The organism is Oscillospiraceae bacterium, from assembly GCA_022483045.1.
Classification (GTDB): Bacteria; Bacillota; Clostridia; order Oscillospirales; family Acutalibacteraceae; genus Caproicibacterium.
On record JAKVOA010000001.1, the window covers coordinates 1,015,400 to 1,039,511 of the forward strand.

The following is a 24,112-nucleotide window of genomic DNA, read 5'->3' on the forward strand; positions in this document are numbered from 1 at the left end:
ATCTTTTTACTTTACAGATAAAAATCCCTAAATTTCAATGTTTTTTCCTGTATTGCATTGATGTAAATCTAAATTACACTTCTAAAAAAGTATTTTCCCTTGTTCGTTTCTTTCTGTAAAGTAATATACTTTACAGAAAGAAACCTGCAGTACAAAGAAGTCACTGCAGATTTTCCCAACTTTAATTTATTGTGAAAGACTGTTTTTTCTAAAACACGCATGTCCCAAATAGACAGCGCCCTGCCCCAATGTCTCTTCTATGCGCAGCAGACGATTGTATTTTGCGACACGCTCGGTACGACTGGGCGCACCGGTCTTAATCTGCCCGGCATTCAGCGCAACAGCAAGGTCTGCAATGGTTGTATCCTCTGTTTCACCGGAACGGTGTGAAACAATCGCTGCATAACCAGAACGGTCTGCCAAACGCATCGCCTCCATTGTTTCAGAAAGGCTGCCGATTTGGTTGAGCTTAATGAGAATTGCATTACCGCATGCATTTTGAATTCCTTTTTGCAGCCGTTCAACATTTGTTACAAAAAGGTCGTCCCCTACAAGTTGCACTTTGCTGCCCAATTCGTGGGTCAGCTTTTGCCATGCAGGCCAGTCTTCCTCGCCAAGAGGATCTTCAATCGAATAGATTGGATAGCGCTCGGCAAGGTATTTCCAGTAATCAATAAGTTCATCTGCCGTAAAAGAGCGCTGCCTTTTGGGCAATAGATAGGTGCCCTCCTTTGTGGACCATTCGCTCGCCGCAGCATCAATCGCCAACACAAAATCATCCTGCATCTGGTAACCGGCTGTTTCGACAGCACGAATGATAAACTGCAGTGCCTCTTCATCACTTTTTAAGTCTGGTGCATAGCCACCCTCATCCCCCACTGCAGTGGAAAGGTGCTCTGCTTTCAGCAAAGAAGCAAGTATGTGAAACACTTCCGCACACATGCGCAAACCCTCGTGAAAGCTTTCTGCACCAACCGGCATAATCATAAATTCTTGTATGTCAACGGTGTTGCCCGCATGGGCCCCGCCATTGAGAATATTCATCATGGGAACCGGCAAAGTCACTGCATTTTGACCACCCAAAAAGCGAAACAAGGGCACGCCCTGCTGCTTTGCTGCTGCCTTTGCGCAGGAAAGGGAAACTGCCAGCAGTGCATTTGCCCCTAATCTGGATTTGCTCTCGCTGCCGTCTAAGGCAAACATTGCGCGGTCAATCGCTTCTGTGTCACACACATCCATGCCGCAAAGGTGCTCGGAAATGACCGTATTGATGTTTCTGACAGCCTGCAGGACGCCTTTCCCGCCGTAGCGGTGCTGGTCCCTGTCACGCAGTTCCAGTGCCTCATAGGCGCCTGTAGAAGCTCCACTTGGCACTGCCGCGCAGGCTGCAATGCCGTCGGCAAGAGTTACCTCTGCCTCAACTGTAGGGTTTCCGCGGGAATCTAATATTTCGCGCGCGGCCACCCTTTCGATTTTCTCTTTCATAACAACTTCCTTTCGTTTTCTAAAAATTGTCTTTTATGCTGCGAAAGATAGTCTTTCCCATTTTCTTTATTTCACTTGTAAAACTTCAGAAAAACGGTCTGCAAAAAATGATTGCCATGCAGTAAAGGAAATAAAAAAAGTCCGGCAGTCGTAAAGACTGCCGAACTAAATTAGCAATTTTTAAAAATCTTTTAATCCATATAGCCTGGGCTTACCCTGCTTGTACTTGTATAGTAATAACTGCGAGACGTGGCAGGCACTGCCGACTTCTTTTTGATGCAGATACCTGTTGCGGAAAACAGGATAAAGAAAAGCATACCGGTCTGCGTCCAGGAAATGGTGACATCTGTACAGCCATGCACCAAGGTCATTACCATGACAGAGAGGAAAAGCAGATCCGCATTGCAGGCATGTTTTCTGCGGATACGATGAACAATTTCACGCAGATAATGGACGCCAAAAATCACCAGCACAGCACTGCCGATAATTCCGAAATTGAGCAGACAGTCCAAGTACAAATTGTGGCAGTGATAGGTAGGATAGGTTCCAAAAGCTTCATGGATCATGCTGTAGGCGCGCATACCACGGCCAAGCAGCGGTGTCTGCGCAATGCCCTGCAGAGCGCCGTGCCAAATGGAAAGGCGCTGGTCTGTCGTGTAGGTAATGGCTTCAATGCGGGGAAAGAGCTGCGGCAGCACACGATTCGCTGCAAAGAACAGCACAACAACACCAATATAAAGGCCGGCAAGTTTATTGCGGCGTTTATACAGCAAAAATGCCAAGACTCCACAGGTCATTGCCGCTAAGGCCGACATGGAACTGCACAGATAGAGTCCCAGAAAATTCATGCCCAAAATGACCGTATAAAGCGGCAGAAAGCGGTGATTGCGCAGTGCCCGGTAAAGAATAATGGCAACTGTAAACTCGACCATCATGCCAAAATAATTGGCATTTTCAAAAAATGAAACCGGACGGTAAGATGGATTTGACGCAAAGGTAGCCGCTTTTTGAAAAATAGCCACCAGCACCGCAGGCACACTCATCAGGCACGCCAGATCCAGCATTTTGTCAAACAGCGGCCGTACCATAACTGTACGCAGATACATGCCGTAAACCAGCATACCCATAAGCATCAGCGTCATGACCATGCCCGAATAATTTTTGTAGCAAGCGGCCACAAAAAAGGAAAGAGTTAAAAAACCAAACAGCAGCTTAAAATAGGGAGAATTAAAGACTTTCTCTCTTTTCTGAAAATCAGCCATTACATAAAAAGCAGCTACAATAATCATAATGCCGCAAACTGAACTGGGCAGATAAAGCGAACCCACTACAAGCAGTGCCAGAAACCCATCTGCAAAAGCGGTATCTTTTTGCAAGCGCACAATAAAGTTCTCTGCCGACGCTGCCAAGGCCCTAATCTGTGTGATTTGGACCAGCTCCCTTCTCTTTTCCGCGTAAGCGTGGAAAATTCATCAAAAGCAATGTCTGTTTTTGCCAAGTGTACAGGCATATCAACTCATTTTTAGTTGTAACTTTATTATAATCATCCTTTTACAGAAAGGCAACTAGGAAAATGCTGAATCCGTCAAAAATTATAATAACTTTTTGTCTGCTTTGTACACTAATGTTCCTATCTGTGAACAAATCGAAAAGCTTTTAAAAAAAGCGTACTTTTTCTGCCCGTGTACAGACAAAATATAGTATAATAGCTTTCAGTATGGATTTTGTGTCTAATAAGGAGTGCAAGTCTATGGAGCGTTTGCCAACCGATGTTAAGGCCGGCCTCTCCCGCGAAGAAGTGCATGCGCGGGTGCAGCAAGGTCTTGTCAACGGTGAGGACGAGATAAAAACACAGAGCGTCAATCAGATTATCCGAAAAAACATCATTACGCCATTCAATATTTTAAACTTGGTTTTAGGCGCTCTTGTTTTTTCCGTTGGCTCTTACAAAAATATGCTTTTTATGGGGGTTATGGTCTGCAACACGGTTGTCGGCTGCTTCCAGGAAATCCGCGCAAAAAGGACCATTGATAAGCTGTCGCTTATTTCTGCCCCAAAAGCGCATGTGCTGCGGGATGGAAAACTTTGGGATGTGCCAGTTGCAAAAATTGTGTTGGACGATATTGTACAGCTGACAACCGGAAACCAAATCTGCTCTGACTGCGTCATTGCTGATGGCACCTGTGAAGTCAACGAGTCCCTCATTACCGGCGAAAGCGACCCCATTCTCAAGCAGCCGGGTGACCACCTGCTTTCCGGAAGCTTTATCGTCTCTGGCACCTGCCGTGCACAGGTAGAGCATGTTGGCCGGGACAACTATGCCGCAAAGATAACCGGAAGTGCTAAGTACGTAAAAAAGACAAACAGCGAGATCATGAAAAGCATCAATCTGATTATCCGCATTATCGGCTTTGCATTGATTCCGGTTGGTTTGGCTTTGTTCTATAAAGAAACAGTGCTCTCTCACTCGACCTACGCCCAAGCAATTGTCAGCACTGTTGCTGCACTGGTCGGCATGGTACCAGAAGGTCTGGTCCTGTTGACAAGCATCGTGCTGGCAAGCAGTGTTGTGCGCCTCTCTTTTCGCAACGCATTAGTGCAGGAACTATACTCAATTGAAACGCTTGCCCGCGTGGATACAATCTGTCTGGATAAAACAGGCACAATTACAGAAGGAACCATGCAAGTAGATGAAATGGAGCCTTTGACGAATCAATTTACGCCGGAGCAGCTTGCAGATGCTGTAGCGGCTGTCACACATACCCTGCACGACTCCAACCCAACCGCAGAAGCAATGAAAGAAAAATATCCAAATGACCCTGGCTGGGAAAGTCAATCCGCGGTTCCGTTTTCCTCCGCACGCAAATGGAGCGGCGTCTATTTTGCACAGCGGGGCACTTATGTAGTTGGTGCTGGAGAGTTCATTTTGGGCAACCGGTTTGACACCCTGCGCGCCAAAGCCGATGCAGCCGCAAAGAAAGGGCAGCGGGTTTTGCTGCTGGCACACAGCACACAGCCTTTCGGCGACGACGGCCGTACGCTGCCAACAGACATTGAGCCGATTGCCCTGTTGTTTTTGAGTGACCGGATACGCAAAAGTGCCCGTGAAACACTGCAGTATTTTGCCGACCAAAATGTTAACCTAAAAGTAATCTCCGGCGATAACGCCGTTACTGTTGCAAATATTGCTGAAAAAGCAGGCTTGGAACACGCCGACCGCTGGGTCGATGCCACTACTCTGCAGACAGAAGAAGATATTCGGAAAGCGGTAAAAAAATACACCATTTTCGGCCGGGTCACACCGCAGCAGAAACTGCAGATTGTAAAGGCTCTGAAAGCAGACGGGCATACGGTAGCAATGACAGGAGACGGCGTAAACGATGTGTTGGCGCTGAAAGAAAGCGACTGCAGCATTGCCATGGCCTCTGGCAGCGATGCGGCACGCACTGTTTCACAGATTGTGCTGCTTGACTCAGACTTTGCCTCAATGCCTCACATTGTTGCCGAAGGCCGGCGCTCGATTAACAACCTGCAGCGCTCCTCTTCCCTGTTCTTAATCAAAGCTTTTTTCAGCACAATTCTTGCTGTCTGCTTCATTTTCATTCAAAGCCGCTACCCCTTCCAGCCCATTCAGTTTACTCTACTGAATGCACTTGCAATCGGTTTCCCGTCTTTTGTGCTTTCACTGGAACCCAACCGCGAACGTGTGCATGGTAGTTTTATGCGAAATATTATCAAGAAAGCGATTCCCGGAACGTTGACGATGGTCTTCAGTGTTTTGCTGCTGGAAGCTGTCAATTTCTATGTACAGTTGCCGTATGACCAGCTTTCTACAACAGCTGTCGTCCTGATGGCTTTTACTATGCTGATGATTCTATTTCGTGTATGTATGCCGTTTAACGGAAAACATGTACTGCTGTTTGTTTCTATGTGTGTTTTGTTTTTGCTGGCGTATATTTTCTGCGGAAGTATATTCAGCCTGACACCGCTTAATGCATCAATGCTGTTGGTTTTACTGCCGCTGATTTTTGCCTCGGTCAGCATGTTTATGATGTTCCTGCACTTGATTGAACGGATCTTAATGCGCCGGGTCGGCTGACCAAAGAAGCGGCGGGACAGATGATACACCTGTCCCGCCGCTTCTTTTATACACGCTGTTCTGTTGTGGCTGCTAACAAACGACTCGGTTTCTGCATACTTTATATAGCAGGCTCTTCCGAAAACCCGAGGCAAGGAGCTTTTTATGAATCAGCTTTGCTGTAAAGCAGCTTTAACAGATACTTTTCGTGACTTATGGACACAACACGTAATGTGGACCCGTTCTTTTATCATCAGTACCGCAGCATCTCTGGACGATTTAAAGTATGTTACAGAGCGGCTGATGAGAAATCCCGCCGATTTTGCAAAAATCCTCTGCAACTATTATGGCAGCAAAAAAGCCCAAAAATTTCAGCAACTTTTGGCCGAGCATCTCTCGATTGCAGGAGCACTCGTTGGCGCATTAAAAGCAGGAAATACAGACTTAGCAAATACAGAACGGAAAAAATGGTATGCAAATGCCGAAGAGATTGCAGAATATTTAGCCTGCATCAATCCGTACTGGTCAAAGGAAAAATGGAAATGTCTTTTAGATGAACATTTAAAAATGACCGAAGAAGAGGCAGTGTACCGGCTGAATGGAAATTATGAAAAAGATATTGCAAAGTACGACCTAATCAGCTGCCAGGCTTTGGCGATGGGCGACTATATGGCCGAGGGAATAATCAGACAATTTTCATAATCTGGTGAATGGCCGCCTTTAGGCGGCTTTTTTGTTCTCTACTGCTTGATACTTTTTAGAAAAAGCAAAATTTCCCTCGTTGTTTAAAATTCATTGGTAAATTGTAAAATCGAATTGAACACATAAAAAGGTCCATGGTGAATGGACTCATCTGTTAGAATAAAGTTACCACACAAAACTCTGACAGAAGGGACCAAACGCCATGGAATATAGTCATTCTATCATAATCTCGGCAGAACGCAAGCGTGGACAGCACCTGAGAGCAGAAGAACGGGGAGCAATCCAACAACTAAAAAAGCTAGGATATTCAAACAGAGCCGTCGCCCGGATGATCAATTGCAGCCCATCAACCGTCGGTTATGAGCTGCAGCGCGGAACGCCTCCTTATTGCGGTCACGGTCGCAGGCCCGGATACACTGCAAAGAGAGGAGCCGCCGTATACTGTGCGAACCGCAGCCACTGCCGCCGCACCAGAAGCATACCAAGAGACTCGGCCTTCCTTCGCTGGACAGCGGAGCAGGTGCGTGTGCATAAATGGTCGTTCGATGCCTGCGTAGGCCATGCAAGGAGCAAAGGCTTGTTTCCCGCAGATGAAATCTCCTGTACCAAAACACTCTATAACCTTCTTTGGAAAGGCGAAATAGTGCTTACGCCCTTTGATCTTCCTGAGGCTCTGACAAGGAGAAAGCGTGGGAACCCCCGCATTTCCAAACGTTTGAACGGCAAAAGTCTGGATGAACGGCCGGCCGAAGTGAATCAGCGAAACACCTTTGGCCACTGGGAATCGGACACGGTGCTTGGACGAAAAAAGAAAGGTGAGCCAGTAGTGTTTACCATTGTGGAGCGATTGACCGGCTACTGTCTCGCCTTTCGGGTAGATGGGAAAACAACGAACGGAATCGCCGATGCTATGAGGCAGTTGCACGACCAGTTTGGGGAACGATTCGGCGAGATATTCCGCAGTATTACAACGGATAATGGCAGTGAATTCGCAGCTTTTTCTGCATTTGAGGCATTGGGAACTACCGTCTATTTCGCACATCCTTATTCCGCTTGGGAGCGGCCAGTAAATGAGCGTACAAATCGTGTCTTGAGGCGTTTCATACCTAAAGGGGTGTCCATTCAAAACTACTTTAATGAAGCTGTCCAAATGTTTGCAGATGAGATAAACGCACTGCCGAGAAAGCGGCTTGGTTACCTCGCACCAGAAGAACTGTTCGATGCCCAACTTGACTTGATTTGTGCTCGGCCATGACCCCACACTTTTATTCTTTCTGAGTGTTCAATTTGTTATTGCAATTTTCGTTTAAAATTCATTGTATGAACAACAAATAAACAATGAATGAGTTAAGAACAAAAAATAAAGCCGCACAGATAAGCCAAAATGACTTAACCATGCGGTTTACTTCAGAAAGTTTTACAATTGCTTTTGCCACTGTATCAGCAACGGTTCTAAACATCTTTTTGACTTTCGCACTTTCTTTAAAGAAATTTCAGAGTTGCCTTCCCGATTGCGGATACTGCTTGAGTGGCAGGGCCTTTGATTTTGTTAAATCCGTCCGCCAATGTCTGTAGATATGGCTTTGCTGTATTATCTAAAGTTTTAACGGCGCTAACGGTTTTTTCTACCATCGTACTGACTTTTTGTGCCAGTGCCTGTGCGCTTGTGCACCTGCGCTGCTCTGGTTCAGGGTGCCTTCCCCGCCGTCTGCAAAAAGCTGTAAATAAATTTTCTGCTTTTTCATAATTCTTTACCCCCGAATTTTTGAAACTTTCGCTTGTTTTTTGTCCTGACAGTTTAACATCGTGCCGCCCTGCACAATCCGCACGTTTGCGGGATAATCTTCAGCGATCATCCGAACGCCAACAAAAAAGGAATCTAGCAGGAGCCGCGCGCTCTCCGATAAATTTCTGTAGCATATAACGGCCTTTCCGGCCCTTATATCACTTGTTATGTGGTCTTTGGTTAATTCTTCGATCGATGCGATAAAAGTCTGCACCAACGCCGATACCGCCGCACAGACAATGTCCTGCCCGCGTTCTGCGTACCCTGCGTGGCCGGATATCACAAAGCCGCCATTATGGCGGCGAATTTCAAGCAATTGGCATCACTCCTTAAAAATGGGCATAGAAAAAGCACCCTACGAGTAATGTAAAGTGCTTAAACCCACTCTATTAAATTCTCGTTTACGGCGTTGTCTCGAATACCTAAGAACTGGCGTTCTTTGCCTCAATAATCTCAAACCAAGATGAAGGATAAGCATAGTGATCACCATGCTTATCCGTATAGGCAAGCCACTTTTCAGCATTGGAACATTTCGGCCTTCGAACATCATATATTATGCCCTTTTGGAAATCGCCATTTGGCTTATCAAGTATATATTTCACTTTAATCGTTCCATTCGTCGACATACATTTCATCCCTTTCGTTTAACTTTATTTTATACTCAACTCTACCAATATCATAGTGCTGATACCAGTGCAGTTCGACTTCCCGAATTTCGCTGTATTCATCATAGACTTGATATCGCGCTTTTTCTTTCTGCCATCCTTCAGCATCGCAGTTATAATCATTCACAAGCCTGCTAATATCATCGATTTGTCTTCCTGTTTTGCTGCCCTTGCCCGCCATTGTATGATCCGGTGGATATTTGAAGTATGTACCATCAACGAACTCCATCTGTCCCCCTGTAAATGGGTTCTCAGCAGTTGGGTAAGACGCCGACTTTGCGCCGATAGACTTCACAATTTTTTCCGAAGAATTCGGAGAATATATTATTTCACTATTCCCCTTGGTTGTCATCAGTTCAAGCCCGATATTGGCCTTGAGCATTTCCAGCCGGTTTACTTTCATCGTGAGGTTATAAAGCCGCATTTTCGTCCGTGTAGTACATCTCAAATCCATAACCGTATATGCTACAAATTTTCGATAGCTCGGCGTTATTGTCATTCTGGTTGTTGTACTGGTCCAGATAATCAACAAAGTCGGATACCTGGCATCGTTGCAAGTGGCTTTAATTGGGTTACCGATAAAAAATCCGTTCATCGTATCAACTATGTACTTTGGAAAGTTGACTACAATCCTGTTATCAGGCTTGTTTTCCGGCTTTGCTGCCGCATGGAGGATATCATGATCACTCACATAGGCGTCATGCATCTTTTTATATTTCCTGTCAACCTCCCGCGATGTTTATCCAAAAATTCCGATAGTATTGTGAGCGTCATTTCCGTTTCTTTCGGAAGACGAAACATTATATCCCTGTAAAATATTTCAGCTTAGCTTTGGCTTTGCCCGCCGCTCCTGTTCAATCTAATAACGCAACATTGCCATGGCATTGTCCTGGAAAGGCACTGGTTCATACAGGTATTCTCCTTTCTTTTCGGCGGCAAGTTTTTTTGCAGGTTGCCAATGTCCACGGCCGCCGAAAGAGTCAATAGCCGCTTTCTGCTGAGCAATGGTGTTTTTGGCTGTTGTAAGCTGTGCTGACTGCGCTGCGTATTTGCTTTCATCAACATAACCGCCGTCTTTCAGATCAACAAACTTTGCTGACTTGTCGTTGTTTGCAGCATGCGTAATTTCTGCCAGTGCCATATTGTCTTTGCCTGCTGCATCAAAAATCTTCTTTAGATAATCGGCATGTTCATGGTTCCCCCTATGTGTTTTCCCGCCTAATTAAGCGACGTTTTGCTTATAAGGCCGCGGTCACGTCACCCGCGTGTGCGGGCACTGGTGCTTGTAAATCACCGCCAGTCCTGGGGAAATTGCGTAAAAGCGATCCTTTTAGCGCCATGCTCAGGGCAAAATGTGTATAAAAATACCGCTGTGCTGTTTCAGCAGGCGGTATTTATTCGACCGAAATGCTATCAATCTCAGTTTCAAGTATTCCTATCAGTCCTGTGGTACGCAAATCGCGTATATCTACTTCTGCAATTTCAGGCTCATTATCTAATGCCTGTACATAATTGCAATATGTTCCCCGGAGAATTTGTCCGTCAGTGCAAACGATTTTTAGCACGGTCTTCTCATGAAGGCCATGCTGTTTTTTTATATTGTGAAGAGCATTATATAAGTTCATTTTATTCTCCTTAATGGTACAATGTGGGTTCCTGACTTACCGTAATGGATCTTAAAATCACCAGTCGGAACGGCCTCTCTAGTAATTTCGTCTACCACGAACCCTATAATGCTGTCTGTTTGTATTGATTCTTGATGCTTCCATGCACCTTTCCGGTCCCGCAAAATTTCACCGGTACCCGCAAATTTATCAACTAGCTTTTGTGCTTCATTCATGGAAATTATCAGGTAGCTTTTTCCTTCCTGATAATTGTTATGTCCAAGGATATGTTTGCCCTGCTTCCCTTCGTCAATTACTTTTGGCTGTGCATCCGACTGAATGCGGTTACGGATTGGCTGGTCTTTATAGGCCTGCTGTAATCGTACCCAACTGTCATCATCATTATACTTCAGTTGCTGGAAATCTGCAATACGGTTTGGTACATCTTTTCCCAGCACTTTGCGCATCGCTTTCATCTGCTCGGCATCTGATTTTCGGTTCCAGTATTTCTTTTGCGCTGTTCTGATGCTGTCGGCACCGTATTTTTCAGCAATGCTCCTGCGCCAGCCCTCATAGGTCATGCCCGCCGGTACCATGTAGTTCTTACCGGTTTCTGGGTCGCAGGCAGCGCGGCCGCCGCTCTCTGCCATACCGGGCACTACCGGCGTAATGGTGCATCGGTCATTGGAATGTATTGGTGGAAAATTTACACCGGTCTTCGCATCACTGACTTTGAATACCTTACCATCCAATGCACCGCAAACGGCGCAGGTGCGGCAGTCCAGCGTAGCAAGGTACTTGTATTCTTTCAGCCCCATTGCTTTGTAGGACTCCAGCGCGGCATTGTTGTGCATCCGGTTAATTTCTGTTCGGATAAGGCGGGCAGCAGCGTAAGAGCCAACATCCATCAAGTCGGCAAACTCCCGCGTCATTTGTACAACAGACACACCGGATGCTGCTTAACTGTCAATGATTCTGCCGGCCTCCTGTGCCAGCTTGTCGCGATTCTGCCACACCCGTTCGGAGTAGTTCTTGCCATCCCACTTGTTTTCTATTGCTTCCCCAACCACATTTTGTGAGAGCGGCGCAACTGGCGTCCCCGGCAATTCCGGCAGTGTGTCATAAGCGGTCTTGTAATACGATTTATCGTTGGTATCCACGAGCTGCCCTGTGCCTGCCTTTTCCTCCTGTGCGGCAAGTTTATCAAGTTCAGCTTCAACCGCCCGGCGTGCCGCTTGCAAGCGGCTGATTCGGTACCCGTAAGCAGGAGCATTCAACTTTGCCAAGGCTTCGGGGTTGCCTGTTCCTTTATACTGCTTTCCTGTACAGACAGCAGTTCACAGGCACTCTGCTCGTCAATTCCAGCGTAATCAACATAAGCGTCAAAAATCTTATTTACGCGCTTTTGCAGGTCTTTGCTTGCCTGCTCATACAGCAAGCGCAGGCTCTGCTGTGCTTTTTCGGCATTGCTGTGTGACTCCGCTTCCCACTGCTCCAGCTCTTCACGCAGTTCTTTTATCTTTTTCTCTGCAGCCTCCCCACGCATAAGCCATGCTTTCTTTTCCTAATTTTCTCTGGCTGCCATTCTCATTCCCATTTCTTATGATTTTTTTGATAATAAGTACATATACTAAAACAAAAATGGAAGGTGGTCACTATGAAAACAATTCAGTGGAAGCCGCTTCTCATCAGTCTGCTAATTCCATTGGCAACTGGCGGCTTGTCTGGGCTTCTCACGAAAGACCATGTTGCAGCTTTTCAAAGCATGAATCAGCCGCCACTTTCCCCACCCGCTTTTTTGTTTCCCATTGTCTGGACGATTCTATTTTCTTTGATGGGTATTTCCGCTTACCTCGTTTACACATCTGATTCTAATACTGGCAATCGAAAAGCCCTGACTCTTTACGGCATGCAACTGGCTGCAAACTTTATCTGGCCGCTGATTTTCTTCAATGTGCAGAATTATTTATTAGCGTTTATCTGGATTCTTCTTCTTTGGGTTTTAATTTTGGCAATGCTTATTTCTTTCTACAAAATCAATCACACCGCGGCATTTTTGCAGATTCCATACTTACTGTGGGTAACTTTCGCCGCATATTTGAACTGCGGCGTATGGATTTTAAACAGATAATGATCCTCTGGTGTTTCCAAATTTCTTCATCTTCTCAATTCCTTCTGGACTCAGTCATGTACTTTCGTACTGGCGTAGCTCTGCCGCTTGAATGGCGGATGTATATATGACATGGCTTGGGCAGGTATCTGCTCCGCATTCTTCGCACATTAGGCAATCTCCTCTTTCTAAAAGTTCATTTCTAGACATCAAGCATCCGTTTTCATATGTAAGCTTCAAATTCAAATCGTTTTGAGTCAGACAACGGACATCAGTTCGGCAAGTGCAGGTAGTTAAATTTATAACGCTCATAGATTGGCCGCACTTGTGGATGATTGACATTCACCTGATACCCCCACGGATTATGCTGCAGGCTCTTGTCCGTCTCCGTCTGTAAACGGCATCGGCTCTCCACGGGTGAGCATAGCCGCAAGTTTCAGAATAAAGGTGCTCTTACCGTCTCCTGCATCGCCCTGCAAAACAGTAACCTTGCCATAAGGAATATACGGATACCAAAGCCAGTCAATGCTTTGTACTGTGATTTCACTTGCTTTCGTGATTTCTAATTTTTCCATTTGTGTTGCGTTCCTGTCTTTTGAAATTTAGGACATTCAATCACCAACACACGAAAGCTTTGCTTACAGGTATATCTGCATTTGCAGCATAGTTCGTTGTAGGTGATACGGTTTCGGTGGTTTAGAAAGAGTGCCCATTTCTCCTTCCGCTTCTTGTTCATTCGGGGCATTGTTTGTCCTCCTTGTTTTGAAATAATTACAGCCGCCGAGAGTAACCATTACACCCTCATTTCTGCAAGTTCTCGGGGCGATAATCGTGATTTTTTCGCTCTTTAAGCCCTTTCCAAAAATGGGGTAATGTTGTTTATACTCAAAGGCGGCTTTGTACTGTTTTGTGTGTTTTTGGCGCAAAAAAGCACCTGTTTCATACAAAATGAAATCAAGTGCTTCATCGTTCATACTTGTGTGGTTGAATTTCTTGCTGAAATATGACATATTTAATTGTTTATATAGTATATTGCGATACTTCTGTGCTTTGCTATTCTCGGCACAATCGTACTTCCCATATCGGCAAACGCCGCAAGTACACAGAAAAGTTTTACCATAACCGAGGACTTAACCATAGACGGGAAAGCAGTTACCGTAAGCGCTGAAATTTCTTACGGTTATGTGGCTCATAATACTGTAACCGTTACAGATGGAACAGGCTCTGCCACTTATGCCGAGGGCGATACCGTGACCATTACCGCAAATGCAGCTCAATCCGACTATCATTTCACAGGCTGGACAGTTGTCAGCGGTGGTGTAACCCTTGCAAATGCTACGGACAGCACAACCACATTTACTATGCCAGATAAAGTGGTTGAAGTGAAAGGAAATTATGCAATCAACATCTACACCATAACCGCCGCAACAGGCAGCAGCGGTGCGGTGTCTCCTCAAGGAAACATCACAGTAAATCACGGCGACAGCAAAAAGTTTAATTTTACAGCTAACGAGGGGTATCACATTAAAGATGTAACCGTTGACGGATCAAGCATCGGCACGGCAACAAGCTACACATTTGATAATGTAACAGCCAACCATACGATTAGCGTAACCTTATTGGCTTTGTCTGCCACAAAGTTGCGGTTCAGCAGGTTTGGAAAAATTTTGTGGGCATGTCCTTTTTTTGTACCCAGGACGTTTACGGCGGCAAACGCACTGCAAATGAAGCTCTTTGTTCATATATTTGTAAACCGTGGTTTTGCTTAAAATATCTGCTCCCTTGCAAGGAAAATACGCATGTTTCTGTAACCAAGAAATCCAACAAATTCGTGATAGATATCCTTGATTTTACGGTAAATTCTACTTTTCCCTGCACGGTAAGCAGTCTTGGTTTGCTTCAAATAATTGTAGTATGCATTCGGGAATATTCCCATCCGTTTTAACAGCCAGCGCGTTCCGAAATATCTGTGAAGTTTTTTGATGAATCGATATGCCGCTAATCGATTTCCTTCTCAAAGAATGCCGCTGCTTTTTTTAGAAAGTCGTTTTCCTTTTCAGTCTCTGCAAGTTCTTTCCGGAGCTGCCGAACTTCCTGCATTAATTCATTTTTAGACTTTGCGGCATCATTTGTTTGGCATTCTTCACGGTAAGCGCAAATCCAGTTTGAAACGGCAGCATGACAGATTCCATATTTGGCAGCAAGGCTGGCAATTGTACGACCGTCCTGAATATGTAGCTTTACAACTTCTTTCTTGCTTTCCAATGAACGATGCAGAAAAAGCTATGGCGTAATCTACGCCCGGTACAGCAGCCACAATCAACGCGAAGAGTCCATTGAAGACCAGATACGCGAATGAAAAGTATACGCTGGTCGCATAGGCATCACTGTGCTGCATGAATATTCCGATAAAGCCATTAGCGGCACCACCGACCATCGGCCGCAGTTCCAGCAGATGATAAAAGACAGCGGTAAAAAGTTGTGGCAGTACGTTCTTGTGTACAAAGTTGACCGCTCTGCTCGGGACTGGTACGACAGCGCAAATTATCGCGCAAAGCTAAAGCGCAACGGCGTTAAAGTGTTGTCGGCCAAGAGGAAATTCCCGATGGGCCGGAGGGCATCATACTGGAATCAGTGCTGGAGGGAATACGCCGAATACTGCATCGCAAACCTCGCGCAAAATATCCACCGTGGCATGGTGGGCAATGCACTGAATTGCAAATTCAATGGTGCTCGGCGTCTACTGGGCTATCGTTCTACTTCAGATGGCACCATAATTGTGGATGCTTCCGAAACTGTAATAGTGCGCTACATCTTTTCACATTTTGTAGCCGGTGACTCGCAAAGTGAAATCATCCGGCAGCTGAATGCCAAAGGGCTGGAAAACCGTTCTGCAAAACTTTCACGCACTCAATTTTGCACAATGAAAAATATACTGGCATCTATAAATTTAATAGCACACGGGTTAATGGCGGGATTTCTGCCATTATTTCTGCAAAAGGATTTGCCGCTGTGCAGAAAAGATTTGACGTAGAAAAGCACCGGTGCCACAAACCAAACAAGCACATTGACTATATGCTGACTACCAAACTGTTTTGCGGTGCGTGCGGCTCAAGCATGGTTGGCCGCTGTGGTACAAGCCGCAACAGTACCGTCTACTCTTATTATTATGGCTGCTTATCACACATTGGCCGCAAAGGCTGCCACCAGCGGGCAGTACGGCAGGATTGGATTGAAAATTTAGTGTTGTCCGTAACATACAAGTATAGATTACAAGACAGCATCATTGACCGCATAGCTGTCGGTGTTGTTGATTATGAGCGACGTACTCGATACTCAATCCAGCGATATGCTGCATCCGCTGGAGTCAAAACTGCAGGCCACAGAAAAATCCATCAAAAACCTGATTGCAGCTATGGAGGCAAGCATCGTAACCGCCTCCACCAAAGAGCGGATGGAACAGCTAGAGGCGGATAAAGAGCAGCTGCACACCGCCATCACTGCTGAAAAAGTTAAGAACCCGGTTTTCACATATGACCAGCTTGTGTTTTTCCTTCAGCAGTTTCACGCCGGAAACATTAAAGATACAGACTATCAAATCAAAAAGAATTAGTTGACACCTTTGTAAATTCTGTTTTTTATTTTCCTGATAAAGTTGTAATTGCCTATAATTATTCCGGTGTGGGAAACAAAATCACCCTCACCGACCTGAAGAAATATCTTCTGGCCCCAGAGGGTGATTCCGAACTCTTATCCGGTTCGGATAAGTTTGCTTTGGTGGAGCATAGCGGGCTCGAACCGCTGACCTCCACACTGCCAGTGTGGCGCTCTCCCAGCTGAGCTAATGCCCCAAATTGCTTTTGTTTTAAGCAGCTTGTATATAATATCACAAAAACTTTTAAAATGCAACCCCTTTTTCAAAGTTTTTTGCAGTTGCAATCGATACGCTTTCCTGTTAAAATTATGTCAGATGGATTACAAGTTAAAAATGCGGTTGATTTCTATAAATAGGGAGACTGACTACTGACTATGGACCACACACTTGCAGCAGAACTTGCGTTGATTATTCTCTGCGTTATCTTGTCTGCATTCTTTTCTGCCGCTGAAACGGCTTACAATACGCTAAACCGTGTGCGCATAAAAAACATGGCCACCGGCGGTAATAAGCGCGCTGCCCAAACGCTGCGGATTGCAGATAATTATGACAATCTGCTTTCTACTATTTTGATAGGAAACAACGTTGTCAATATCTTTGCTTCTTCCTTGGCAACGATTTTTTTCACATATCTGCTGGGAAAAAATGGAGTTTCTGTTTCCACTGCTGTAATGACTGTTGTAGTGCTCATTTTTGGCGAGATTACGCCTAAATGGCTGGCAAAGCAATATGCTGACCAATACGCAATGTCTGTTGCACCGGCACTGCATGCTTTGATTATCTTATTTACCCCGCTAAACTGGATCTTCTCTTTATGGAAGCGTCTGCTGACACATCTTTTTAAACACCCGGACAACGCCAAAATGACACAGGATGACCTGATGACCATTGTGGACGAAGCACAAAGCGACGGTGGCATTGACGAGCGCAACGGTGACCTTATTCGCTCTGCTATTGAGTTTAACGACTTGGATGCAGGCGATATTTTAACCCCGCGCGTCGACGTAATTGCAATCGACAAAGACGCCTCTCTGGATGAAATTACAGATTTGTTCATTCACAATAGTTTTTCACGTATTCCCGTTTTTGAAGGCTCTATTGACAACATTATCGGCATGATCCACGAAAAAGATTTCTTCCGTGGACTGCACACTGGTATGACCTCTATTGAGGGGATTATTCAAAAGATTATCTATATAGGCACTGGTGTACATATTAGTGACCTGCTGCATGAACTACAGCAAAGCCAGACACACATGGCGGTTGTGGTAGATGAATTTGGCGGTACCGAAGGCATTATTACTATGGAAGATATCGTAGAAGAACTGGTCGGAGAAATCTGGGACGAGCATGACCATGTGATTCAATATTTTCGCAAGGTCGGTAAGCAGCGCTATGCAGTAAACTGCAGCGCCGATTTGGACGATTTCTTTACCTTTTTCCGCATTCCCTTAAATGCGGAAGACTTCGATTATATGACCGTAAGCGGCTGGGTCATGGAGCAGCTCGGAAAGATTCCTGCTGTGGGAGATACCTTTCAGTATCACAATTACACGATTTCAGTAACCAAAACCTCTGCCAGACATGCAGTGCAGATTGTACTGCAAAGCCGACAGCCTGTACAGCCAAATGATTGACCGGTGGTTTTTTGAGGAGGCACCAAAAATGTCCGAAGTCTCTTTATCACTGATTCTGCCAGTACACAATGAAGAGCGAAAGATTGCAAAGACCCTGCAGTATCTTTTTTCAAAGGCCGCGGATTTGCCGAAAACAGAATGGATTATTGTAGACACAGGCTCTACAGACAATACTGTTTTAGAGGCCGTACAGGCGCTGCACGCTGCACATCAGCAGGGATGCGTCATGCAAAACGGAAACAGCACGATTGCAGCGGGGCTTAATACCGGCCTAGCACACGTGCATGGGGTTTATGTTTCCTTTCTTTTTCCGCAAAAATTATACCAAAACTGTCCAGCAGAGTATTGTCGGGATGCACAGCGTACGCACGCAGACCTAATCTTTGGCTGCAAAACAGAAGAAAGCTCTCGTCATGCCGCAAAACGCCTGCCGGGCACAGGGCCAAAGCAAAGCGAATACACCCTGCATGTACTGAAGGGGGAACTGCAGCTTGACCTTTCCGCTGTGGTTGTACGCTTTCATTTTCTGTCGGAAAACAATATTTGCTTTTCTGAAAACTGCCGTTTCGGCTATGCAGAAGAATTCTTGCTGCGCTGCCTGCTGCTGGCCAACAGCGTTTATCAGTCTCCCCTGCTTTTGCAGCGCGATACTGGTCACGAACTGCCTGCAAAGGATGTTATCTGCGGTGCGGCTGTCCTGCAGCGTATCGATGCACTGATTCGTGTTGCAGATATTCTGCACAGCAGCAAAAGCAGCAGCCCAGAGTTGATTTCATTCTATCAGGAAGAGTATATTCCTAAAACGATTCTCTCCTGCATTGACAGGCTTTTGCAGGAAGGATACCACCATAATGTAATCAAACTGTATCTGCGCCGGGGCGGATATGATAAGATGCTGCTGATCGGCAGCCATACAGACCCAGCGCTGCGCGGTAAAATTTTTCAGTGGAAAACTCTTTCCTTGTTTTACAAACCACAAAAAGCACAAAAAGGGCTTTCACAAACAGTGGGCAAAAAGAAGCATTAAAAAATGGTCTTCGCATTAAAAACGCGGAGACCATTTATAATATTAACTTATGATTACTTGCCAAGTACCTGCTTTACGGTTTTTGCAATGCCGTCTGCACAAAGCCCAAATTCCTTAAGGAGTTCAGCGCCAGGGCCAGAATGTCCAAAGCAGTCTTGTGTACCCATGCGGATAACCGGTGCCGGATACGATTCACACAGTGCACTGCAGACAGCCTCGCCCAGGCCGCCGATGACATTGTGCTCTTCTACTGTAACGATCTTACCTGTTTCTTTTGCAGCCTTGATAATCAGTTCTTTGTCCAGCGGCTTAATGGTATGAATGTCCAATACACGAACGGAAATTTCCTCTGCCTTTAAAGCATCGGCTGCCTTCACAGCTTCCGTTACCATCAGGCCTGTTGCTACAACCGTAATGTCTTTGCCATCACGCAGGGTAATTCCTTTGCCGATTTCAAAGTGGTAGTCATCATTGTTATTGATGCTCTCTACCGGCAGACGGCCAAGGCGTATATAGCAGGGGCCATTGTAATCAACAACTGCACGAACCGCTGCCATCATCTCATAGTGGTCTGCAGGGTTCAGCACAACCATGCCCGGAATAGTGCGCATAAGGGCAATATCCTCCAGACACTGATGTGTAGCGCCGTCCTCACCTACAGAAATACCTGCATGAGAACCAACAATTTTTACATTCAAATGCGGGTAACCGACAGAGTTGCGGACCTGCTCAAAGGCACGGCCTGCACTGAACATGGCAAAGCTTGCAGCAAAAGGGATTTTGCCGCAGGTAGCCAAACCGGCCGCAATACCAATCATATTGCACTCTGCAATACCGACATCGACAAAGCGCTCTGGATAAGCTTTTTTGAAAATCGCTGTTTTGGTAGCCTGCGCAAGGTCGGCATCCAGCACAACAATGTTAGGATTATCTTTCGCTGCTGCTGTAACCGCCAGACCAAACGATTCACGTGTTGCTTTTTTTACCATCTCAGCCATCATTCTGCCTCCAGTCTGTCAAGCTCAGCATTTAGTTCTGTCATTGCCTGATGATACTGCTCTTCATTAGGAGCCTTTCCATGCCAGCCGACCTGGTTTTCCATATAAGAAACACCTTTGCCCTTTGTTGTATTCATAATAATACAGGAGGGCTTGCCCTTTACAGAGCGCGCCTTAGCAAAAGCTTTCTCCATATCATCAAAGCAATGGCCGTTAATCGTCTGAACAGCAAAACCAAAAGCTTCAAATTTTTTATCGATTGGCTGCGGGCCGCCGACTTCGGCAACCGGGCCGTCAATCTGCAGACCATTGGAGTCAACTACAATACAGAGGTTGTCCAGTTTATGGTGGCCTGCAAACATAGAGGCCTCCCAAACCTGGCCTTCCTCCAGCTCGCCGTCGCCCAAAAGGGCATATACACGGTAATCCTTTTTATCCATTTTCCCTGCCAGTGCCATACCGCACGCGGCAGAAATTCCCTGGCCCAAAGAACCGGTGCTCATATCAATGCCGGGGGTGTGCTTCATATCCGGGTGGCCCTGCAGCATAGCGCCAATGTGGCGCAGCGACTTGAGCTCTTCCTTTGAAAAATACCCGCGCTCTGCCAAAGCGGCATAAAGGCCTGGGCAGGTGTGGCCTTTGCTCAGCACAAAACGATCGCGGTCAGGATCTTTTGGATTTTTCGGGTCAATGCGAAGCTCTTTAAAGTAAAGATAGGTAAAAAGATCCGCAGCTGAAAGTGAACCGCCGGGATGACCGGACTGTGCATGATAGACGCCTTCGATAATGCCCATACGAACTTTGCAGGCAGTTATCTTCAGTGCTTTCTTTTCCGTGCTGTTCATGATATCCCTCCTGAAGTTTTTGTATGCTCATGGGTTCATTATACACTCTTCCTGTATCTCAAACAAGTAAGTTCTTAAAAAGCGTGAATGGTGCCAAAGCAGCAGAAACTTTTTTGTGCAGAAAAGAAAAAAGCCGACCGCAGACGAACTGCAGTCAGCTTCTTTTTATACCCGCTTGCGTACAAAAGCGGATTTTGGCGCGCCGCACACCGGGCATACCCAGCTTTCCGGCAGCTCCTCAAACGGCGTAATCGGGTCATTGTACACATAGCTACAAACTGTGCAGACCAAAGACTCGCCGTCATTGCCAGAGCGGTCCGGTGTAGGTTCCTGGTAAGTCGGGGCATTTTTTGGCGCATTGCCCTTTATCACGCGGTGATAGTACGAATAGGTCATCGGCGTACCGACAACCTTGTCGCTTCCCGCTAAAATTTCTGCTAAAAAGACGGTATGGGTCGGCGTCTCCATAGAATCGACAACTTTGCACAAAAACCAGCAGCAGCTGTTTTCCTTAATAACCGGAACCCCTTCACGCAGCATTTTATAGCGGATATTCGCAAGCTTTTCGCCGCTTCGCCCAGAAGTAAAGCCCAGCGCACCGATAACTGCACCAGAGGTATCTTCACTGAGCACACTGACGGTAAACAGACCGTTTCTGCGAATACATTCGCAACTATAGTTGTTGCGGTTGAGACTGACCGTCAGCAGATTTGGATGATTAGAAGCCTGGGTCACTGTATTGGCAATGCACGCAGAGGGATACCGGCCATCTGTTACACCGATTGCATACATGCCATACGTGAGGCTGAAAAGAGACTCGTTTTTCATACAGAACCTCCCAGAATCGAAATAACCAAACCGGTGCGGCAGTTTTATTTACCACCTGATCCGGTCTGATCTTTAATGCGGCTCCAATAAGCCGCATAAGACTGCTCTATTTTATTGTCGCCGGGATGATAATATACGCTGCCCTGCAGGGCATCCGGCAAATACTGCTGCGCCACCCAGTGCCCAGGAAAGCTGTGCGGATATTTGTAAAACTGCCCTTTTTTGCTGACATCGTCGCCGTCATAATGCTTATTCTGCAGACAGCGCGGCACTGGGCCACCTTTGCCGGCTTGTACATCTGCCAATGCCGCATCAATGGACGCCTCGCCAGTATTACTTTTCGGCGACTGGCAGACCAAAATGACCGCGTCCGCCAAAGGAATGCGTGCCTCTGGCAGGCCAACCATCTGTGCGGCATCTACTGCCGCCTTGACAATCGGGATAATCTGCGGATAAGCAAGGCCAACATCTTCACAAGCACAGACCATCAGCCGCCGGCAGGCAGAGGGCAAATCCCCCGCTGCAAGCAAACGCGCCAAATAGTGCAGCGCCGCATTTGCATCAGAACCGCGCATGGATTTTTGGTAAGCAGAAACAATGTCGTAATGCTCGTCTCCCTCGCGGTCATACCGCGGGGCACTGCTCTGGGTCAGCTCTTCCGCAAGGTCAGGGCTTACATGCAGGGCACCATCTGTTTCTTCCGCCGCAAGCGCACAGAGCTCAGCTGCATTCATCGCTTTGCGTACATCCCCGCCGCAAGAAAACGCAATGCGGCGCACAGCTTCTTTATCTGCTGTAATCGGCTTTCCGCGTTCTTCGGAAAGGAAGCGAAATGCGCGCTCCACCGCTGGAACGATTTCTTCCGGTGTTACAGATTTAAACTCAAATACGGTAGAGCGGCTTAAGACGGCATTGTACACATAAAAATAGGGATTTTCTGTTGTGGAAGCAATCAGGGTAATGTCCCCATTTTCGATAAACTCCAATAAAGTCTGCTGCTGCTTTTTATTAAAATACTGAATTTCATCGAGATACAGCAGAATGCCGTTGACCGCTTCCAAAGTGCCAACTTTGCTGACGATAGAGCGAATATCGGCTGTAGAGGCAGAGGTGCCATTTAATTTATACAGATGCTTTTTCGTGCGTTTTGCGATAATTGAGGCAAGCGTTGTTTTGCCCACGCCGGAAGGTCCGTAAAAAACCAGGTTGGGAATCTCTCCGCTCTCAATAATGCGGCGCAAAGGACGCCCCGGCCCCAAAAGATGACGCTGGCCGACAATCTCGTCCAAGGTCTGCGGACGGATACGGTCTGCAAGAGGAGCTGACAAGATTTCCACTTCCTTTTCGGCAAAGCTTACGAGCTAGCGCCTCACTCGTACAGCGGATACTTTTTGCACAGAGCATCCACCTTTGCAAGGGAAGCTTCTTTTGTTCCTTCAAAATCATTGATAGAGTCGGCAATGCAGGAAGCAATGATGTCCATATCTGCCGGCTGCATACCGCGGGTCGTTACGGCCGGCGTGCCAAGGCGCAGACCAGAAGTCTTGAACGGACTGCGGGTCTCACCCGGAACCGTATTCTTATTTGCTGTAATCCGAATAGAATCCAAGCGGGTTTCCAGTTCCTTGCCAGTCAGGTCCATACCGGTCAAGTCAACAAGCAGCAGATGGTTGTCGGTGCCGCCGGAAACCAGCTTGACCCCGCGGCGTAGCAGGCCGTCTGCCAAAGCTTTGGCATTTTCTACGATCTTCTGGCCATAGACTTTAAATTCAGGCTTGAGCGCCTCACCCAGGCAAACCGCCTTGCCTGCAATGATGTGCATGAGAGGGCCTCCCTGTGTGCCGGGGAAAATTGCCTTGTCGATTGCTTTCGCATATTTCTCTTTGCAGAGGATAATGCCACCACGCGGGCCACGCAGCGTTTTGTGGGTCGTTGTTGTGACAATATCCGCATACTCGACCGGGTTGGGATGCACGCCTGCCGCAACCAAACCGGCAATATGTGCCATATCAATCATCAGAATTGCGCCGCAGGCGTCTGCTGCTTCGCGGAATTTCTTAAAGTCAATGACACGCGGATAAGCGCTGGCGCCGCCGACAATCAGCTTTGGCTTAACTTCTTTCGCCTGCTCAATCAGTTTATCATAATCAATACGGCCGGTTTTGGCATCAACCCCATAAGGAACAAAATGAAAATAACTACCGGAAAGATTGACCGGAGAGCCGTGTGTCAAGTGGCCGCCCTCGGTAAGATTCATACCCATGACGGTATCGCCGGGCTTAAGCAAGGCAAAATAGACGGCAATATTGGCCTGTGCGCCGGAATGCGGCTGCACATTAGCGTGCTCGGCCCCAAAAAGCTCGCAGGCGCGCTGACGGGCAATCTCCTCTACGACATCGACATACTGGCAACCGCCGTAATAGCGCTTGCCAGGGTAACCTTCGGCATATTTGTTGGTCAGTACGCTGCCCATAGCTGCCATGACAGCCGGGGAAACGATATTTTCAGAAGCAATCAGTTCCAAGTTGCGGCGCTGGCGGGCAAGCTCATCCTGCATAGCGCTGCCAACCTCTGGATCAGCTTTTTTTACGAACCCGATCGTGTCCATTATGTCCTTATACATATCTTTTTCTCCTTGCAGTCAATTTTCTTTATTATACCGTCAGAGGTAAAAAAACTCAACACTTCTATA

At 46.6% G+C, this 24,112-nt stretch carries 25 protein-coding genes, 1 tRNA gene and 1 pseudogene; 9 read left to right on the forward strand and 18 right to left on the reverse strand.

Going from position 1 to position 24,112, the window contains the following annotated elements; translation table 11 throughout:
• Positions 1-186: 186 nt before the first annotated feature.
• Together eno and LKE53_04905 are read right to left on the reverse strand one after the other, a co-directional pair.
• Positions 187-1,485, reverse strand: a complete 1,299-nt coding sequence (gene eno / locus LKE53_04900; protein MCH3972095.1) for a phosphopyruvate hydratase — start codon at positions 1,483-1,485, stop codon at positions 187-189.
• 191 nt (positions 1,486-1,676) lie between these two features.
• Positions 1,677-2,867, reverse strand: coding sequence for an O-antigen ligase family protein (locus LKE53_04905; GenBank protein ID MCH3972096.1), 1,191 nt, complete (start codon positions 2,865-2,867; stop codon positions 1,677-1,679).
• Positions 2,868-3,235: 368 nt separating this feature from the next.
• On the opposite strand from LKE53_04905, the gene LKE53_04910 reads away from it, so the two are divergent.
• From LKE53_04910 to LKE53_04920, 3 genes are all read left to right on the forward strand, one after another.
• Positions 3,236-5,584 carry an HAD-IC family P-type ATPase gene (locus LKE53_04910; GenBank protein MCH3972097.1) on the forward strand — a complete coding sequence of 783 codons (2,349 nt, stop codon included), beginning with the start codon at positions 3,236-3,238 and terminating at the stop codon, positions 5,582-5,584.
• Between the two features lie 144 nt (positions 5,585-5,728).
• Complete coding sequence (locus LKE53_04915) at positions 5,729-6,265, forward strand: acetylglutamate kinase (GenBank protein ID MCH3972098.1); 537 nt, start codon at positions 5,729-5,731, stop codon at positions 6,263-6,265.
• Positions 6,266-6,467: 202 nt separating this feature from the next.
• Positions 6,468-7,520, forward strand: a complete 1,053-nt coding sequence (locus LKE53_04920) for an IS30 family transposase (protein ID MCH3972099.1) — start codon at positions 6,468-6,470, stop codon at positions 7,518-7,520.
• Positions 7,521-8,016: 496 nt separating this feature from the next.
• Here LKE53_04920 and LKE53_04925 read toward each other — a convergent pair whose 3' ends face one another.
• From LKE53_04925 to LKE53_04955, 7 genes are all read right to left on the reverse strand, one after another.
• Positions 8,017-8,367, reverse strand: a complete 351-nt coding sequence (locus LKE53_04925; protein MCH3972100.1) for a ribosomal-processing cysteine protease Prp — start codon at positions 8,365-8,367, stop codon at positions 8,017-8,019.
• A gap of 287 nt (positions 8,368-8,654) precedes the next feature.
• Entirely contained in the window at positions 8,655-9,422 is a 768-nt protein-coding gene (locus tag LKE53_04930) for a phage portal protein (protein ID MCH3972101.1), read from the reverse strand.
• A gap of 153 nt (positions 9,423-9,575) precedes the next feature.
• Positions 9,576-9,857, reverse strand: a complete 282-nt coding sequence (locus LKE53_04935; GenBank protein MCH3972102.1) for a hypothetical protein — start codon at positions 9,855-9,857, stop codon at positions 9,576-9,578.
• Positions 9,858-10,110: 253 nt separating this feature from the next.
• A complete protein-coding gene (locus tag LKE53_04940) occupies positions 10,111-10,341 on the reverse strand; it encodes a hypothetical protein (protein MCH3972103.1) in 231 nt (76 codons plus the stop codon).
• On the reverse strand, positions 10,338-11,267 hold the full coding sequence (locus LKE53_04945; GenBank protein MCH3972104.1) for a polymorphic toxin type 50 domain-containing protein: 930 nt from the start codon (positions 11,265-11,267) through the stop codon (positions 10,338-10,340). Before LKE53_04945 ends, LKE53_04940 begins: the two co-directional genes overlap by 4 nt.
• A gap of 12 nt (positions 11,268-11,279) precedes the next feature.
• Positions 11,280-11,606, reverse strand: a complete 327-nt coding sequence (locus tag LKE53_04950) for a hypothetical protein (protein ID MCH3972105.1) — start codon at positions 11,604-11,606, stop codon at positions 11,280-11,282.
• Positions 11,594-11,866: a hypothetical protein gene (locus LKE53_04955; GenBank protein ID MCH3972106.1), complete on the reverse strand. Its 273-nt coding sequence runs from the start codon at positions 11,864-11,866 to the stop codon at positions 11,594-11,596. Before LKE53_04955 ends, LKE53_04950 begins: the two co-directional genes overlap by 13 nt.
• A gap of 111 nt (positions 11,867-11,977) precedes the next feature.
• On the opposite strand from LKE53_04955, the gene LKE53_04960 reads away from it, so the two are divergent.
• A complete protein-coding gene (locus LKE53_04960; GenBank protein ID MCH3972107.1) occupies positions 11,978-12,451 on the forward strand; it encodes a tryptophan-rich sensory protein in 474 nt (157 codons plus the stop codon).
• A 368-nt stretch (positions 12,452-12,819) separates the two neighbouring features.
• Here LKE53_04960 and LKE53_04965 read toward each other — a convergent pair.
• A pseudogene (locus LKE53_04965) lies at positions 12,820-13,005 on the reverse strand (AAA family ATPase).
• On the reverse strand, positions 12,993-13,175 hold the full coding sequence (locus tag LKE53_04970) for a hypothetical protein (protein ID MCH3972108.1): 183 nt from the start codon (positions 13,173-13,175) through the stop codon (positions 12,993-12,995). Before LKE53_04970 ends, LKE53_04965 begins: the two are co-directional and overlap by 13 nt.
• A gap of 505 nt (positions 13,176-13,680) precedes the next feature.
• Between LKE53_04970 and LKE53_04975 the strand changes: the two genes are divergently transcribed.
• On the forward strand, positions 13,681-14,199 hold the full coding sequence (locus LKE53_04975; GenBank protein ID MCH3972109.1) for a hypothetical protein: 519 nt from the start codon (positions 13,681-13,683) through the stop codon (positions 14,197-14,199).
• Positions 14,200-14,428: 229 nt separating this feature from the next.
• Here the strand turns inward: LKE53_04975 and LKE53_04980 are convergent, their stop codons facing one another.
• The gene (locus LKE53_04980; GenBank protein MCH3972110.1) at positions 14,429-14,695 is read right to left on the reverse strand and encodes a transposase; all 267 of its coding nucleotides are present in this window, start codon (positions 14,693-14,695) and stop codon (positions 14,429-14,431) included.
• A 124-nt stretch (positions 14,696-14,819) separates the two neighbouring features.
• Here LKE53_04980 and LKE53_04985 point away from each other — a divergent pair, with 124 nt between their 5' ends.
• Together LKE53_04985 and LKE53_04990 are read left to right on the forward strand one after the other, a co-directional pair.
• Positions 14,820-15,464 (forward strand): recombinase family protein, encoded by a 645-nt coding sequence (locus tag LKE53_04985; protein ID MCH3972111.1) that lies wholly within the window; start codon positions 14,820-14,822, stop codon positions 15,462-15,464.
• 282 nt (positions 15,465-15,746) lie between these two features.
• Positions 15,747-16,043, forward strand: a complete 297-nt coding sequence (locus tag LKE53_04990; protein MCH3972112.1) for a hypothetical protein — start codon at positions 15,747-15,749, stop codon at positions 16,041-16,043.
• Between the two features lie 162 nt (positions 16,044-16,205).
• On the opposite strand, the gene LKE53_04995 is transcribed toward LKE53_04990, so the two are convergent.
• Positions 16,206-16,281: transfer RNA gene (locus LKE53_04995), tRNA-Ala, on the reverse strand.
• Between the two features lie 178 nt (positions 16,282-16,459).
• On the opposite strand from LKE53_04995, the gene LKE53_05000 reads away from it, so the two are divergent.
• Together LKE53_05000 and LKE53_05005 are read left to right on the forward strand one after the other, a co-directional pair.
• Positions 16,460-17,722 carry a hemolysin family protein gene (locus tag LKE53_05000; protein MCH3972113.1) on the forward strand — a complete coding sequence of 421 codons (1,263 nt, stop codon included), beginning with the start codon at positions 16,460-16,462 and terminating at the stop codon, positions 17,720-17,722.
• Positions 17,723-17,750: 28 nt separating this feature from the next.
• On the forward strand, positions 17,751-18,749 hold the full coding sequence (locus LKE53_05005) for a glycosyltransferase family 2 protein (protein MCH3972114.1): 999 nt from the start codon (positions 17,751-17,753) through the stop codon (positions 18,747-18,749).
• Between the two features lie 53 nt (positions 18,750-18,802).
• Here the strand turns inward: LKE53_05005 and LKE53_05010 are convergent, their stop codons facing one another.
• The 5 genes from LKE53_05010 to LKE53_05030 form a co-directional block, all read right to left on the reverse strand.
• Positions 18,803-19,747: a transketolase family protein gene (locus LKE53_05010; protein MCH3972115.1), complete on the reverse strand. Its 945-nt coding sequence runs from the start codon at positions 19,745-19,747 to the stop codon at positions 18,803-18,805.
• Positions 19,747-20,592, reverse strand: a complete 846-nt coding sequence (locus LKE53_05015; GenBank protein MCH3972116.1) for a transketolase — start codon at positions 20,590-20,592, stop codon at positions 19,747-19,749. The genes LKE53_05010 and LKE53_05015 overlap by 1 nt, the downstream gene beginning before the upstream one ends.
• Positions 20,593-20,757: 165 nt before the next feature.
• Positions 20,758-21,420 (reverse strand): flavin reductase, encoded by a 663-nt coding sequence (locus tag LKE53_05020; GenBank protein ID MCH3972117.1) that lies wholly within the window; start codon positions 21,418-21,420, stop codon positions 20,758-20,760.
• Positions 21,421-21,464: 44 nt separating this feature from the next.
• A complete protein-coding gene (locus tag LKE53_05025) occupies positions 21,465-22,748 on the reverse strand; it encodes a replication-associated recombination protein A (GenBank protein MCH3972118.1) in 1,284 nt (427 codons plus the stop codon).
• 41 nt (positions 22,749-22,789) lie between these two features.
• Entirely contained in the window at positions 22,790-24,043 is a 1,254-nt protein-coding gene (locus LKE53_05030; protein ID MCH3972119.1) for a serine hydroxymethyltransferase, read from the reverse strand.
• Between the last annotated feature and the right edge of the window lie 69 nt (positions 24,044-24,112).